Genomic DNA, 14,313 nt, shown 5'->3' with positions numbered 1-14,313 from the left:
TTGCCTCCAAGGTGATCCTGGCCACCATCGGCTCAAGACGCTGAGCCGGCGAGTTGCGCCACGGCTTCGCTCGCTGGCATGTCGATCACCGTGATTCCGCTTGCCGCAAGGAAACGGGCCTCGTTTCTGGTCAGCGTTTCACCATCCATGATCGCGTAACGGGGGCCTTCCGAGCGCTTCATGATCTGCCTGGCGTAGATGCGCAGCATCTGATCATTGAAGCGGCAGCCGACGAAGAAAAACCCTCGGTGGACGCGTCGTTCCTTGACCACGTCAGGAATGGGCGTCTGGATATCGATTTCAGTCAGGGCTTCGACATAATCAGAGTCGGCGATGAGGAAATTCCCGGCCGGCCTGATACTGCCGTGAGGCGCATAGAGAACCGTCTCTGTCGCTGCTCCGGCCTCGAGCTCCTTTCCGAACAAATCGTAGGTTCTGGTCCAGATGTCGCGAATTTCGTTCGCCCGCGTGACGCCTTGTATCTCGGCAACGTCGGTTCGCCCGGTCTCAGCCAGCGCCGCCCTCATGGCGCCTTCGTACCAGCTGTCGATGATGAGGGAGAGCGGGAGCTTTGCGAGCCATGTGTGCAGGAGCGTCGGCGCCGTCGGCCCGGCGAATATATCTGTCATCCAGGCTTGAAGTGTGCGGCGATGCCGGCGCTGCTCGATGAATTGCGCGACTGACCACATGTTGGTGCGGATCTTCGAGGGGGCTGGCGCCCGCGTGTTGAGCGCGGCGGCGACGGCCTCCGGGGTACACGGTACAGCCGACTCCGCTGAGCTTAGCTGCAGCAGACCCGGACCGAGATATGGGATCACCTGATCCGAGACGAGCGCTTGTCTGGCCAGCTCAAGCAGCTTTCGGGCGAAACTGTCCCGCACGACGACGAGGTGGCCCGAAGTCGGGATCGTGTTCATGCTCTTTTCCTCTTGACGCCTCTCATTGAAGGGGCAGCATCAGTCCTCGCCGGGAAGCTTCCTTGCCTCGACGGTGATTGGCAGGCGCGTATGCGGCGGAAGATCGGGTAGGAGGAGCCGCCACCCGTTCCTGAGCGTTACGACCCCGCCCCAGAGGTCTTGGTTCTCGAACTTGATGATCGGCTCTTCGAGATCCTTTTTGGGGACATACGCCGACAATCCCGAATCGGTCCTGCGGATCATTACTTTCATCCGGCCGTTCCTTGTTTGGCGTTTTCTTCGGGTTTGTCCAGGCTCATCAATTCACGCGCTCGCATGCCCACGACCGTCCCACGGTCGATCCATTCGACCGCGTAGATGAAGAACTGCTGGAGAAAAGTGCCAATGTCGCGCACATAACCCTCTTCACCCTTGCGCACCAAATTTTCGCCGATCTCCCTGCCAGGATAGGTGCCGTCATTCCTAACGTGACGAGTCGCACGAACCCGCTCTCCCGGCTGAAATTGGGGAGGTCTGCGGATTTCCACCTCCTGTTCGCGTGCGAGCCACATGGCGGATCCTTGGTTCTCTAGGGCTACTGTCATTGATGAGGCGCGCAGGCATTCCCGGGGGCAGGCACTTGTGTGGGTAACCGTGGACTCAGGCAGGAACGCAGGTCTTCGGCACAGGACACACCGAAGCACATTGCTGCGTTTCGAAAGCTCCCTCGCATTCGGTGCACTTCTGCAGCTCGACCACGTAGCTCTCGCCTTTGAACTTGATAGCGCCCGACGGGCATTCGAATTCGCAAGCGCCGCATTGTGTGCATTGGGATGCGATGATCTTGAAAGCCATTTTGACTCCTGATTCGAGTAGATGAGGTGGGTTCAGGCCGTCGCCGCGCGTGCCTGGACGCCGAACTCGGCGGCGTAAACCGCGCCGATTGCCGTTTCGATGTAGTCATGGCCGTAAGCGTCGGTTGCTCGGATACCGGCGGCCGCGAGCTGATCCTTGGGGCAGTCCCCGATTTTGACGCAAAGCACGACGTCCACCCCTTCCAGCGCAGCGATGACCCCGTCGAGAGTGGCCTTCTCGCCCCAACCCCCGAGGCAATACTGCTCAACCTTGCGGTGCCCGACAAAGTTGATCCCGCGCGTCGAGGCTTCATACATCTGGAATTCCTTGGCATGGCCGAAGTGTTCGTTGACGCGGCCGCCGCCTTTGGTCGCCACCCCGATGAGAAGGGACTTCCCGGACATCGATGTCTTCACCACTCCGAGCGCTTCGGTTCTGGCCGCCAAGTGATCACGGCGCTCGCCCGCGACCAGCTCCCGGTAGGCTCCGCGTTTGCCGGCATCGTAGGTGAGCTCACCGGGGATGTGGGACATCGTGAATTCCTGGCCACGATCTTCACCCAGCAGGCCGACGGCATCTGCCCGGCACTGCCGGCAGTGCCGCATCAACTTGGCGCCGCCTTCGAGACGATCCTGAAGAGCCTTCATCTCTATTGCATTTGGGCCACGCTGTCCGGTCAACCCGTAGTGGGTGCCGTGCGCCGGGTTCGAGATCAGAGGCATGACGTTATGGAGGAACGCGCCGCGCTGCTTGACCCACTTATTCACCTCAATCAGGTGCTGGTCATTCACTCCAGGGACCATCACCGAATTTATTTTGGTGAGGATGCCGCGTGCGCTGAGCATCTCCAACCCCAGCATCTGCCGCTCGTGCAGGATTCTGGCGCCTTCGACGCCGCAATAGCGGCGGTGACCGTAAAAGATCCAGGGATAGATTTTTGCACCGATTTCCGGATCGACCATGTTGATTGTGATCGTCACGTGATCGACATTCATGTCGGCAAGCTGGTCGACATGGTCCGGCAGCGCGAGCCCGTTCGTGGAGACGCAAAGCCTGAGGTCGGGGATTTCCCTGACGACGCGTTCGAACGTGGCCTTCGTCTTCTCCCAGTCGTAGCAGGCATCACCCGGTCCGGCGATGCCAAGCACCGAAAGCTGCGGCACTTCATTGGCGACCGCGATCACTTTGCGTACTGCCTGATCGGGCGTCAGCCTTTCCGAGACAACCCCGGGCCGGCTTTCGTTGGCGCAGTCATATTTGCGATTGCAGTAGTTGCACTGGACATTGCAGGCCGGGGCGACGGCGACGTGCATGCGCGCGAAATAGTGGTGCGCCTCTTCTGAAAAGCACGGGTGGTCCTTGATCTTGTCCCAGATGGTCGGATCCACATCGTCCGGCCCTGTCGACGCTCCGCAGGAGGAAGATGTGCAACCACCCGACTGGGCACTCACCAGCAACCGGTCGGAGACCCTCGCCCCGGTCAGGCTCTCAACTGAAATCGCCGGTGCGGCCATTGAGCGGCTCCATTACGGGTTAACGTCGCCGTTCGAAGCGCAAGAGCAATGCCAACTCAAAACGTGGCGCTAGCTCACGAATTGGGTTTCCGCGTCTGAGATCGTGGAGTTGCTCCGACATAGCTTTGTCGGACTTCTAACAGGGGCACGCTTAGAAGGAGGGGAAGACGACTGTGGCCGGACAATCAGTTCAAGAAAGACAACATGCTCGTCGGAAGACCGGTCGGAGTTGCGCCGAGGGCGATCACGCGCGCCGACCGCTCAGCCGGCTCTCGGCCACGCGCATTCGTCCGTGGTGAAGTTGCCACTGCTCGACTGAGTCTGCAGGGTTCCGATCCAGGAGGGTGGGGCTCTCCTTTCTGCGATCGGCAAGACGACGGAAAGGGCAGGGGATAAAGGGGGCGTGACCGCATCACACGCTCGCGCTACTTTGGCCTGGGCTCCGACACAGTTCGCGTAGCTGGCGCAGTGTTCTCGTTCTCCACGTCATTAGGATGCTAAAATTTCTTCACCTCGATACCGTGTCGGCGCAAAGCGTACCCGACCTGTCGCGGCGTGACGCCGAGGACACGAGCGGCCTTGGCCTGAACCCAGCCCACCTTCTCCATCGCATCGATCAGCCGGTCGCGTTCCGTCAGGCGCGGGCCTATTGCGGGGAGAGCGGGATCCTCCTTTGCAGGGTCGGCAGTATGGGGTCGCACGTTGTCCTGCGGGGCGCCGAAACGCCCGCCCGGCATCGGCAATCCGGCGGGCATCATATTGCTTCGAAAGCGCTGGTTGCCGGTATTGCCGCTGTGCGAATGATCAGCTCTTTTCCAAAGGAGCCAGGACAGGCATTGGTTATTGTTGCAGGCAAAGTCCGATGGAGCGATTGTCCTTGAACGCGCTAGCGTAGCCGTCCTTTGTATGCAGTTCTCCAATTCGCGGACGTTACCGGGGAAGTAGCATTGCGAGATAAACTCGAGCGCCGGCGGCGCGAAGGCGAGTTCGAGATGGTTCTCCTTGTTGAATCGCTCGAGGAAGGCGTTCGCAAGCCGAGGAATATCCCCCGGCCGCTCTCTGAGCGGAGGCAGGATGATTGGCACCACATTGATGCGGTAATAAAGGTCGGCCCTGAAATCCCCGTTTACGACAGCCGATTCGAGATCCCTGTTGGTGGCGCATATAAGTCGCACGTCGACCTGCAGCGTCTTGCTACCACCGACACGCTCCAGTTCGCCTTCCTGCAAGACGCGTAACAGCTTGGCTTGGAAGGCAGGCGAAATCTCGCCGATTTCGTCGAGGAGCAGCGTTCCCCCATTTGCCAGCTCAAAACGGCCGGCGCGCTGGGAAATTGCCCCTGTGAAGGCACCTTTTTCATGTCCGAATAGCTCCGACTCCAGAACGCTTTCGGACAGTGCGGCGCAGTTCAACTTGACGAAAGACTTCGCTCGCCGGCGCGAGAGCCTGTGTATGGCTTGCGCGAAAAACTCCTTGCCGGTGCCGCTCTCGCCCCTCAGAAGCACGGTGGAATTCGTCCTTGCTACAATGGAGACTGTTTCGAGCACCTGCTTGAGTGCGGGGCTTTCCCCGATGATCCCATCAATTCTGACAGGCGCACGCGGGACCGCGTCGGTCCGGGCCTCATCGGACGAAGTCTCCGCTCCCCAGAGCTCATCGACGCGCCGCTCACGATCGCTGGTCAAGCCGCGATGGAGGCGAACGGTGCGGCCGACGAGGTCGGCCACCATCGTCAGGAAGCAGATGTCCTCATCGTAGCGGGACCCGCAGGCGTTGTCTCTTACGATCGACAACGTCCCAAGGATCCTGTCCTCGGCCTTAACCGGGACGCCGATAAAGGCCATCGGGAGAAAATTGACGCCAGGACGTGTCTGAAGGTCGCTCTGAAAAAACTCGGACGTGCTGAGGTCCGCGATGACGAGCCGCGTGCCGGTAGCGACAATTTGATTTATTGCGGCCTTTGGTATGACGGGACGCGTGCCTGATGGGGCGCCGCTGCCAGCACTCGCGGCGATCTCCGGCTCACCTTCTGACTCAAGGACAAAGATGGCTCCATGACGCATTGGCACAAATGACGGGAGTGTGTTCACGACGTCGGTGAGCGTAACCTCCAGCCGGGTGGGAGCCATCAGCGCCTTCGAGAGCTCGTAGAGTCCCCTGAGCCAGTCATCTGCTTCGAACATCCCCTCACTGGCGGGTTTGCGGAAGGTGTCTCGACGTCCTGCTTCGTTGACCCGATCCGGGGATATGTGAGCCATGGAAAGACCTCAGCGGTTGTGGTCAGGGGTGCTCCTCCCAAGCACCATCAGTTCAGGACGTTTCACCCCTCCGCACTTGGGGCGCGATGGTGCCGACAAGATTGCGCTTCGTCGAATTTCGGGGTGCACAGCTGCACACCCACTGAAACGGGTGCCAAGGCCGATCATCCGAACTTGAAGAGGACGCCGAAGCCACCACGCGGATAGTTCCATTCGATCTCGCCGCTGGCCTCGCACAAAACGCGGCAGGTGCCGCACTCCATGCAGCCATCGGCGGTTATTTCAACCTGACCTTTGTCGTTCAGCTCATAGCATTTCGCGGGACAGACGTGGGTCAGCGCGAGCAGACTTGCGCTCGGTTGCTCGTGCGGTCGCACCTTTATATGCGGACGGCCGGGGTCCACCAAATAACGGTTCTGGTAAAGCTTGTCTTCGACACGTGATTTCGTCACCGGGTTCGCCATGTCGTCAGTGCCCTCACCGCCACGCCAACGCCAAGCGAACCGCGTCGCTGATCAGCCCGCAGCGCGAGCGCGCCTTGATGAAGGCGGCCGTCGTCGCCTTTTCCTTCTCGATCTTTGGCGTGCCGTCGACACGCATGAAATTCTGCGCGGCTTGCGACATCAACCAAGGGTAGGTCGTGAAGAAATTGGAGGCGTTTGTGTGCAGTAAAGCGGGCATGTCTTTGTATTTCCGCAGGTCTTTGATCACGAAGGATTTGTCCAGTATTGCCTTGTATAGGGCCAGGTTTCGCTTGGTCATAGGATCGTTGCGTCTCTTGACCTGGATGATAGCCTCCGCCGCCATGCGGCCCGAGGTCATGGCAAGATTAGAGCCCTCGCGGTGAACGGCGTTGTTCAATTGCGCGGCATCGCCGACAACCACCCAACCGTCGCCAAAGAGCTGCGGAATTGCTTTGTAGCCACCTTCGGGAATGAGATGCGCGGCATATTCTTTCACCTCCGAACCGGCAATCAGCGGCCGGACCGAAGGATGGTTTTTGAATGCGTCGAGAAGGGCGTACGGGCTCTCCATCTTGGCGGCGAAATCCGAGACGAGGCAGCCGATGCCCAGTGAGATCGATTCCTTGTTGGTGTAGAGGAACCCGAGCCCGGCCATGCCGCGGGAGATCGTGCCGACTGCTTCAATCACACAGCCTTCACCCCCTTTCACGCCGAACCGCTGCTCAATGACCTCTTCGGGCAGGAAATGCATTTCCTTGACTGCGAGCGCAACGGATTGCGGCTTCAGCATCTTGCGCAGGCCGCCCCGTGTGCCAAGCAGTCCGCAGACACCCTCTGCAAGAACAACCACGTCCGCGTAGATCACTCCGCCAGCCCGATCCGTGCGGACGCCGATCACCTTGCCCTTGGTATCGCGGACGAGGTCCGTCACCGTGGTCTCGCACAAAACGGTCGCACCGGCCTCCCGCACCCTGCGCGAAAACCATTTATCGAACTGGGCACGGATGATCGTATAGCGATTGGGCTTTACCTCGTTGAAGTCGTCGGACCGATAGTGAATTCCGGTGTGGGAGGTGTCGTCCATAACCCATAACCGCTGTTCAACCAGATGCCGCTCGAGAGGTGCATCATCGCGGAAATCCGGAATGATCTTCTCCAACATGTTCGCATACATGATGGCACCCTGGACATTCTTAGAACCCGGATATTCACCTCGCTCCAACTGGAGCACATTCAAGCCATCGCTTGCCAAAGTGTAGGCAGCTGCGTTCCCGGCCATTCCGGCGCCGATGACAATGGCGTCGAACTCTTCCTTGATCATCTGCATCTGCCTTAGCTCGCAAGCTTGTCGCGACTGTGTGGTGACAGCCGCCGGGTGAAGGCCTCGATCAAAGCCGGCAAGAAGCGCACCGCATCGGTGACGATCCCGAGGTGAGCGAAATCGAAAATCGGCGCATTCGGGTCGGTGTTGATGGCCACGATGAGATCGGCTCCCTCAACTCCAACGCGGTGCTGGATGGCGCCGGAAATGCCGGCCGCTATGTAAAGCTTTGGCCGGATTGTCTTGCCTGTTTGGCCGATCTGCCGATCGGCCGACATCCAGCCCTTTTGAACCAGGGGCCGCGAACAGCCGAATTCGGCGCCTATCACGCGCGCGAGACTCTTTATAAGCTGCATGTTCTCCGCTCCGCCGAGACCAAGCCCTCCCGCAACGACCACGTCCGCATAGGCGAGATTGGCGATGCCCGACTGGCTATCCGGAAGGAATCCCAGCACCTTGGTGACGATGTCGTCCTCGGCGAGCGACAGCTTGTGCGGGATGACACGCCCGATCGCTCTGTCGGTCTGCTGCGGCATTGGCATGACCCTCGGTCGCACCGTCGCCATCTGCGGCCTGTAGTTGAGCGTGTAGATCGTGCATAGCAAGGAACCGCCAAAAGTCGGGCGGGTCGCGGCGAGCGAACCGTCAGCATCCACGTCGAGTTCGGTGCAGTCGGCGGTTAGCCCTGTCAGCAAGGTGGTTGCGACGGACCCGGCGAGATCCCTGCCGAGCGTGGTTGCGCCCAGAAGCAGGATCTCGGGTTTGTAAGTATCAACCAGATCCGTCATCGCCTTGGTGAAAGGCTCATTGCGATAGTCGGCGAGCAGCGGCGCCTCAACGAGGTAGACGAGATCGGCGCCATAGGCGAAGGCCTCGGCGACTGCGTTCTGGGTGGCATCTCCCGGGGGTCCGAGCACAGCACCCGCGAGCTGGACGCCAAGTTCGTCCGCCAGCTTGCGGCCCTCGCCCAGCAGCTCGAAGGATACCGGGTGGACATGGCCGCGTTCGAGCTCGATGAAAACCCAGACGTGCCGATAGTCCCTGAAACGCTCGGGAAGCTCTTTCTTCATCCCGGCACGGCCGGGGGGCTGCCGAGGGGCGTCTGAGTTCGTGCTCGACATATGGTCTGCTCCTTGCCGTCACGCGCCCTCGAAGGCGAGTTCCGGTTCCAGCGCCGGCTGGCGGGTGAAGATTGCACCGATCAGTTCGTCGGCGACATCGCGCAGTGTCTTCTCCGCGGTCTCAATCTGCGCGGCCTTTTCCGACCGGGCGCTAGGGGCAAAAACGCGTTTGACGACCGTCGGCGAGCCACGCAAGCCGCATTTGGTGAGATCTTCAATGCCGGCCTCGGCCGCGCTCCATTTCACAATCTGGCTGCGGGCGGCGCAAAGCGCGTCTTCGATCGAGCCCCGGCGCATCTCGTTTGTGCCTTCCAGCATGGTGATGAGGCATGGCAGCCTGCTCTTCAGCTTCTGGGTGCCGCCTTCGCAGCGGCGCTCGACCGTGATCTCGCCTGAGGCGAGATCAATGGAGGCGATTTTCGCGACATAGGTGAGTTGGAGCAGATCGAGACGCTTGGCGATGCCGGGCCCGACTTGGGCGGTGTCGCCGTCGATCGTCTGTTTGCCCGTGAAGACCACGTCCGGCGTGCCGAACGTATCGCCGATCTTCGCGATTGCCTGGGAAAGAGCAAAGGAGGTGGCCAGCGTGTCGGAACCGGCAAAGTAGCGGTCGGTCAAAAGCACCGCGCGATCGGCGCCGTAGCCAAGCGCCTTGCGCAGGGAGTCCTCGGCCATAGGTGGACCCATGGTCAACACGGTGACCTCCCCACCATAGGCGTCGCGTAGCCTGAGTGCTTCTTCCAGCGCGAACAGATCGTAAGGGTTGATGATGGTCGGCACGCCCTGGCGCATGATGGTGTTCGTCACCGGATGGACCCGTATCTGTGCCGAGTCCGGCACCTGCTTGATGCTGACGACGATATGCATTGGCGTTCTCTGCGTTATCCCGATGCGGGCTGGCGGTGCGCGTTCCTGTTTGCATCATTCGTGCCAGGCATTTTGCGGGCGCCCGTGTCCATTGAAGCCCCCGGTTTCGACGTCCGAATTGTCGGTTTGTCGACATTGTCGCGTCGCAACTATGTGGCTTATTCGCCGAACCGCTTCAGGACCGTGTCGAACGGAACGAATGTGCGGCCTGGCGTGTGAGGTTTGTCCGGATCATGGTCTTTGAGCACCTTGAAAACCCGGTGGGTGAGCGGCGAGGAAATCGCGAATTCCTCGTAGGCGCGTACCAGCATGGCGCGCATGCGCGCGGCGATCACCTGGTCGGGCAGGCCGGAGAAATCTTCCTCGACAAGGTATTGGCCCACACGCTTGAGGATATGCAGACGCGAGACATTGAGCACCTTCGGATCATACGTGACGCCAAGGACAGCGAAGAACTCCTCGGCAGATGAGAGGCCTTTCAGGCGCGTGAGTATGTTGGTGACGTCGATGGGACTGCTGTCAGCGGAACAATTCATTGCATTCTCCCTTGTCGGAAACGGTGGTTTTGTGCGTTCGTCGCACATTCGACATGCAGCCCCGAAAGCCGCGGTTTGATGAACGAATGCGGCTCAGCCAGACGCGGCAATCGCCTCGTCGACACAACTGGCCTCGTTGCCTGGCGCTCGGCCACACTGAGGTCTGGCGCGAGCACCAGTGACAAGAGAGGCCGGATTACGCGCCTTGAGAGCCGGTCGCGGCCGCCCCCGACCATCTGCTCGATGAGCTGTAGCGCTCCTTCCCTGAGCCCGCTTGGTGGCAGCTGCACATATCCGATGGAAGACAAATTGAGGGCGCAGACGCCGCTCTCGACTGACGCATGGAGGTCCTGTGAGGTCATCCGGCACCATGTCGTGAGCGCACCGAGACCCTCCGTACGACCACGGCGCAGATTGCCTCGAACCGTCAGTCCCCATGACCGCGTGCCGATCTCGATCCCAGGCAAGCCGGCTGCCGCGAGCCGGCGGTCGCAAGCTTTCCGCCCTCGAGGCAACGCCGGGAGCCTGCTCGACCTCGCGCAGGGTGGCCTCCTCGAGAAGACCTGGCTGCTCACGAATGGACGCCAGTTCTTCTGCCGCTGAGACCTGGAACGCATTGGAGAGCATCGGCGCTGCTTCTATTCGACCCGGAACTGTGGGCGTGGCGCAGCTTCTCCACAATCGAAGGCAAGACCTCGAGCACCCGGTCCACGTCTTCTTGTCCGTTGTCACGCGCGAAAGAGAAGCGGACCGCCGCATGTGGCATTTCCATCGCTCTCAGCACATGGCTTGGCTCCGCACAGCCTGATGTGCAGGCGGACCCCGAGGAGCAGACGATACCCTCGCGGTCCAGGAGATGCAGGATCCCATTGCCTTCAATACGTTCGAAGGCGATGTTTGCGGTGTTCGGCAAGCGCACCAGGGGATCGCCATTGACGAAGCTGTTTGGGACACGCTGGATAAGCCCGTTCTCCAGCCGGTCGCGGAGCCACTTTATCCGCTTGGTCTCGTCATCCATGAATTTCAAGGCAAGTTCGGCGGCCATGCCGAGCCCGACTATGCCGGGCGTGTTTTCGGTGCCCGCACGCCGGTCGCTCTCTTGGTGACCGCCCTTGATCATAGCGTGGAACGGCACGCCGCGCTTGACGAAAAGTGCGCCAATCCCTTTTGGCCCATGGAATTTATGGCCGGAGAGCGACAGCATGTCGATAGGGGCTGATTTCAGGTCGATCGGGAGCTTGCCGACGGCCTGCACGGCATCAGTGTGGAAAATGGCGCCGACATCCTTGGCCAATTCGGCGAGCTTGATGACCGGGAAGATCGTACCAGTCTCGTTGTTGGCCCACATGATCGAGACGACCGCCACGTTTGGGGTAAGCGCGGCCCGGTAAGCATCGACGTTCAGCCGGCCATGGCGGTCCACCGGGATCCTGTGCACCTTAGCGCGGCCCGTCTCCTCAAGATGAGCGCACAGGGTCAGCACAGCAGGATGTTCCACAGCGGACGTCACGATCTCCGTTCGGTCCGGCATCACCTCGAGCGCCGAAAGAATGGCCGCATTGTCGCTTTCCGTTCCACCCGAGGTGAAGGTGATCTCATCGTCGAACTGCGCCCCGATCAGCGCCTGCAACTGACGCCTCGCCTTTGCCAAAGCAGCGCCGGCAAAGGCGCCAAAACGGTGCGCCGACGAAGGGTTGCCGAATTGATCGGTAAGGAACGGCAACATCGCATTAACGACCGCGGGATCGACCCGGGTCGTTGCGTTGTTGTCGAGATAGACAACTGTCATCGGTGGTCTCCAATCGAGCGGAATGCCGTCAAGCGCGGCCTGGTCGCATCGAGCCTGCGCCGTTGAGAGTGCGATCCAGAGCCTGCGCAAGTCTCCACAGATTGAACGCAGGCCCGGGACCAGGGCCACCGCCAAGCTCACCGAAGGCGCCCTCTCCCTTCTTCGACGATCAGCCGAATGACTTGCCGCAGGAGCACTTTTGTCGCGCGTTAGGATTGTCGAAAACAAAGCCGGAGGATTCGAGACCCGTGACGAAGTCGACGGCCATGCCGGCGACATGCGATTGGGAGTCGGCGTCAACAAACACCTTGATCCCATCTGTCTCGACAATGGCGTCGCCCTCGCGCGAGACGCTCTCCAGGCCCAATGAATATTTGAAGCCGGAGCAGCCGCCGGCCTCAACCATGATACGAAAGCCGTCTGCGGGCTCGCTAGCGGCGGACAGAGCGGTCTTGACGGCGGCAACCGCCTTGTCGGTGAGCGTGATCATGGCTCGTTTCTCCTCGATGCGGACGAATTGCGGATTACCGTGCATGGACCGTGCCAATGGAAAAAGCCGTTTTCGAACAGCGTGACATCCTCAACACGCCCAGGATTCGCTTTCGGAATTGCCGCGTATACGTCGAGCATCGACGCGTATTGTCGGATTTGTCGGTTTCGCCACACCTGCATGGACCCGAGTTCCTCGTCGAACTGCATGCAAGCGAGGTTTCCGGGATGATTCCAGGAATTGGTACGCCTTTTGAACTCCTCGTGGCGAGGGCTAAGGCTCCCAACACCGAGAATATGCGCAACGCAGGGGTTAAAACATGCACCAGCGCGAGAAACTTTCGCCGGAGGCAATCCGGCGTGCACGCGAAGACTGTCCCACCATCCGCGGCCGCGATCTCGCCGCCAAACTGGGCATTTCGGAAGCGGAGCTCTACGCGGCACATTGCGGCTTTGGCGGGCTGCGTATCGAGCCGCGCGTCAATGATGTGCTTACCGGCCTCGAGGCCGTCGGCGAGGTGATGGCGCTGACCCGCAATGACAGTGCCATGCATGAGAAGATAGGCGTCTACGACAAGGTGTTCACCGGCAACCATCGCGCCATGGTGCTCGGCAATGACATTGATTTGCGCATCTTTCCGAAGGTGTGGACGCATGGCTTTGCCGTGGAGACACGCGAAGCGGAGGAAATCCGCCGCGGGCTGCTGTTCTTCGATGCGGCAGGCGAGGCAGTGCACAAGGTATATCTGAGACCGTCCTCAAGCCTCCATGCCTATCGAAAACTGATAGACGAGCTCCAATCCTCCAACCAGGAGCCGATCATCTCGGTTGAAACGAGGTCGGCCGAAAACGACGCAAAGATTCCGAACCAAGCCGCTACGGTCGATGACCTGCGCGAGCACTGGAGTCAGCTGACCGACGTACACCAGTTCTTTGGCATGCTGAAGGCGCTCAACCTTAGCCGCCGCCAGGCGGTGCGCATGGTCGGCGAAGACTACGCGTGGCTGCTCGACCATGCTGCGCTTGGCTCCATGTTCCATCGTGCGGCCGAAGACGAGATGCCCATCATGTGCTTCGTCGGCAATCGTGGCTGCATCCAGATCCATTCCGGCCCAATCAAGACGATCAAGCAGATCGGGCCCTGGATCAATGTGCTCGACAAGACCTTCCGCCTGCATCTCAGGACCCACCACATCCGCGAGGTTTGGGCCGTGCGCAAGCCGACCCGGGATGGCCATCTCACGTCACTTGAAGCTTATGGCGCTGACGGCAAGATGATCATCCAGTTCTTTGGGATGCGCGAGGAAGGCGCACCCGAGCGCGACGACTGGCGGTTACTAGCCGAGAACCTCCCGCGCATTCCCCGTTCGACCGCTGCTTGATCAACAACGATTCGTCTTGATTTCCGTTCTCGCGCGGTGTGCAGGCCGCTACTTTGGACTTTTCCGACCATCGCTGTGCCGCGAACGCCAACCAGGGCACAGCTGCGATTTGGGGCCGCCGCGGATCGCCTCCAGTCACAAGCTCCATTCCCTCGAGCGTTTCCGCGTTTGGCGAGAATCGCTGCCGTTGCGGTGAGCCCCAACCCGAACCCCGCGGTAAAGCTGCTCAATGCAGGCACAACGCGTCCGCTGGCCGCCGGCGGTGTGTGTCAATCAATTTTCCGGGTGCCCGCCATGTACGGCTGCGGGCGGGAGGCATTGGTCCAGGTGAAGCCGATTGGCGGCTGCGTTAAATTCCAGAGGACCGCTTCCACAAAGGCATCCTCGAATTTTCTATCAGCTACAGGACCCTCGGCGTCTGATGCCGAGCTCGAAAACTAGCGTCCGAATGCAAAACTGAATGCGGGCCAAGGCAGACCCAACCAAAAAACGGTATCGCATCGTGTTCGGCGCTATCCGCAGCGCGGGTAGATTGTTGCCACGAACTGGAGCACAGCAACAACGGCCGGGTCGGCGCTACGACCAGGGCGGTCGAGGAGTGGGCATCGTGGGCTCGGCATTGCACGTTCCTCCGGCTACCAGCAAATATCAGACGACCGCCATCGCCAAGCCGATGCGATCCCCACGCAGACCAGTGTGGGGCTGCCGATCCGGCGTTGGCTATTTGTGGGCGCCTTGATGGCACAGACGCCGTCCGACGTAGGCCTCATGTCACAAGCGCGGACGATCACGGCGCTGATCTACGGCTCGCCCAGCCGCTC

The 14,313-nt window shown here is 60.5% G+C and carries 14 protein-coding genes; 1 reads left to right on the top strand and 13 read right to left on the bottom strand.

What is annotated here, in order from left to right; translation table 11 throughout:
• Positions 1 to 32 precede the first annotated feature (32 nt).
• The 13 genes from AC0L2U_RS28015 to AC0L2U_RS27955 form a co-directional block, all read right to left on the bottom strand.
• The gene (locus AC0L2U_RS28015; RefSeq protein ID WP_473602961.1) at positions 33 to 917 is read right to left on the bottom strand and encodes an SIR2 family NAD-dependent protein deacylase; all 885 of its coding nucleotides are present in this window, start codon (positions 915 to 917) and stop codon (positions 33 to 35) included.
• Between the two features lie 39 nt (positions 918 to 956).
• A complete protein-coding gene (nifT, locus tag AC0L2U_RS28010) occupies positions 957 to 1,169 on the bottom strand; it encodes a putative nitrogen fixation protein NifT (RefSeq protein ID WP_027162785.1) in 213 nt (70 codons plus the stop codon).
• A complete protein-coding gene (locus AC0L2U_RS28005; protein WP_473602960.1) occupies positions 1,166 to 1,468 on the bottom strand; it encodes a nitrogen fixation protein NifZ in 303 nt (100 codons plus the stop codon). Before AC0L2U_RS28005 ends, nifT begins: the two co-directional genes overlap by 4 nt.
• Before the next feature lie 88 nt (positions 1,469 to 1,556).
• A complete protein-coding gene (locus tag AC0L2U_RS28000; RefSeq protein ID WP_027162783.1) occupies positions 1,557 to 1,751 on the bottom strand; it encodes a 4Fe-4S dicluster domain-containing protein in 195 nt (64 codons plus the stop codon).
• Between the two features lie 32 nt (positions 1,752 to 1,783).
• Positions 1,784 to 3,265, bottom strand: a complete 1,482-nt coding sequence (nifB, locus tag AC0L2U_RS27995; protein ID WP_473602958.1) for a nitrogenase cofactor biosynthesis protein NifB — start codon at positions 3,263 to 3,265, stop codon at positions 1,784 to 1,786.
• Between the two features lie 497 nt (positions 3,266 to 3,762).
• Positions 3,763 to 5,523, bottom strand: coding sequence for a nif-specific transcriptional activator NifA (gene nifA, locus AC0L2U_RS27990; protein WP_473602957.1), 1,761 nt, complete (start codon positions 5,521 to 5,523; stop codon positions 3,763 to 3,765).
• Positions 5,524 to 5,687: 164 nt separating this feature from the next.
• Entirely contained in the window at positions 5,688 to 5,987 is a 300-nt protein-coding gene (locus AC0L2U_RS27985) for a ferredoxin family protein (protein WP_473564604.1), read from the bottom strand.
• 13 nt (positions 5,988 to 6,000) lie between these two features.
• On the bottom strand, positions 6,001 to 7,308 hold the full coding sequence (locus AC0L2U_RS27980) for an FAD-binding protein (RefSeq protein WP_473564650.1): 1,308 nt from the start codon (positions 7,306 to 7,308) through the stop codon (positions 6,001 to 6,003).
• A gap of 11 nt (positions 7,309 to 7,319) precedes the next feature.
• Positions 7,320 to 8,429, bottom strand: a complete 1,110-nt coding sequence (locus AC0L2U_RS27975) for an electron transfer flavoprotein subunit alpha/FixB family protein (RefSeq protein ID WP_473602956.1) — start codon at positions 8,427 to 8,429, stop codon at positions 7,320 to 7,322.
• A gap of 18 nt (positions 8,430 to 8,447) precedes the next feature.
• Complete coding sequence (locus AC0L2U_RS27970; RefSeq protein WP_473602955.1) at positions 8,448 to 9,296, bottom strand: electron transfer flavoprotein subunit beta/FixA family protein; 849 nt, start codon at positions 9,294 to 9,296, stop codon at positions 8,448 to 8,450.
• Positions 9,297 to 9,454: 158 nt separating this feature from the next.
• Complete coding sequence (nifW, locus tag AC0L2U_RS27965) at positions 9,455 to 9,832, bottom strand: nitrogenase stabilizing/protective protein NifW (RefSeq protein ID WP_473602954.1); 378 nt, start codon at positions 9,830 to 9,832, stop codon at positions 9,455 to 9,457.
• A gap of 571 nt (positions 9,833 to 10,403) precedes the next feature.
• Positions 10,404 to 11,621: a cysteine desulfurase NifS gene (gene nifS / locus AC0L2U_RS27960; protein ID WP_473602953.1), complete on the bottom strand. Its 1,218-nt coding sequence runs from the start codon at positions 11,619 to 11,621 to the stop codon at positions 10,404 to 10,406.
• A gap of 169 nt (positions 11,622 to 11,790) precedes the next feature.
• A complete protein-coding gene (locus AC0L2U_RS27955) occupies positions 11,791 to 12,111 on the bottom strand; it encodes an iron-sulfur cluster assembly accessory protein (RefSeq protein ID WP_473564609.1) in 321 nt (106 codons plus the stop codon).
• A gap of 319 nt (positions 12,112 to 12,430) precedes the next feature.
• Here AC0L2U_RS27955 and AC0L2U_RS27950 point away from each other — a divergent pair, with 319 nt between their 5' ends.
• Positions 12,431 to 13,492 carry a hemin-degrading factor gene (locus tag AC0L2U_RS27950; protein WP_473602952.1) on the top strand — a complete coding sequence of 354 codons (1,062 nt, stop codon included), beginning with the start codon at positions 12,431 to 12,433 and terminating at the stop codon, positions 13,490 to 13,492.
• Positions 13,493 to 14,313: the final 821 nt, after the last annotated feature.

The organism is Mesorhizobium sp. WSM4808, from assembly GCF_055811675.1.
This window is presented reverse-complemented; position numbering and strand designations above follow the sequence as displayed.

Coding starts and splice junctions, on each gene's coding strand:
- nifB (WP_473602958.1), bottom strand. CDS start 3,265: ATGGCCGCACCGGCGATTTCAGTTGAGAGCCTGACCGGGGCGAGGGTC.
- nifS (WP_473602953.1), bottom strand. CDS start 11,621: ATGACAGTTGTCTATCTCGACAACAACGCAACGACCCGGGTCGATCCC.
- AC0L2U_RS27975 (WP_473602956.1), bottom strand. CDS start 8,429: ATGTCGAGCACGAACTCAGACGCCCCTCGGCAGCCCCCCGGCCGTGCC.
- AC0L2U_RS28000 (WP_027162783.1), bottom strand. CDS start 1,751: ATGGCTTTCAAGATCATCGCATCCCAATGCACACAATGCGGCGCTTGC.
- nifW (WP_473602954.1), bottom strand. CDS start 9,832: ATGAATTGTTCCGCTGACAGCAGTCCCATCGACGTCACCAACATACTC.
- AC0L2U_RS28015 (WP_473602961.1), bottom strand. CDS start 917: ATGAACACGATCCCGACTTCGGGCCACCTCGTCGTCGTGCGGGACAGT.
- AC0L2U_RS27955 (WP_473564609.1), bottom strand. CDS start 12,111: ATGATCACGCTCACCGACAAGGCGGTTGCCGCCGTCAAGACCGCTCTG.
- AC0L2U_RS27980 (WP_473564650.1), bottom strand. CDS start 7,308: ATGATCAAGGAAGAGTTCGACGCCATTGTCATCGGCGCCGGAATGGCC.
- AC0L2U_RS27950 (WP_473602952.1), top strand. CDS start 12,431: ATGCACCAGCGCGAGAAACTTTCGCCGGAGGCAATCCGGCGTGCACGC.
- AC0L2U_RS27970 (WP_473602955.1), bottom strand. CDS start 9,296: ATGCATATCGTCGTCAGCATCAAGCAGGTGCCGGACTCGGCACAGATA.
- nifA (WP_473602957.1), bottom strand. CDS start 5,523: ATGGCTCACATATCCCCGGATCGGGTCAACGAAGCAGGACGTCGAGAC.
- AC0L2U_RS27985 (WP_473564604.1), bottom strand. CDS start 5,987: ATGGCGAACCCGGTGACGAAATCACGTGTCGAAGACAAGCTTTACCAG.
- nifT (WP_027162785.1), bottom strand. CDS start 1,169: ATGAAAGTAATGATCCGCAGGACCGATTCGGGATTGTCGGCGTATGTC.
- AC0L2U_RS28005 (WP_473602960.1), bottom strand. CDS start 1,468: ATGTGGCTCGCACGCGAACAGGAGGTGGAAATCCGCAGACCTCCCCAA.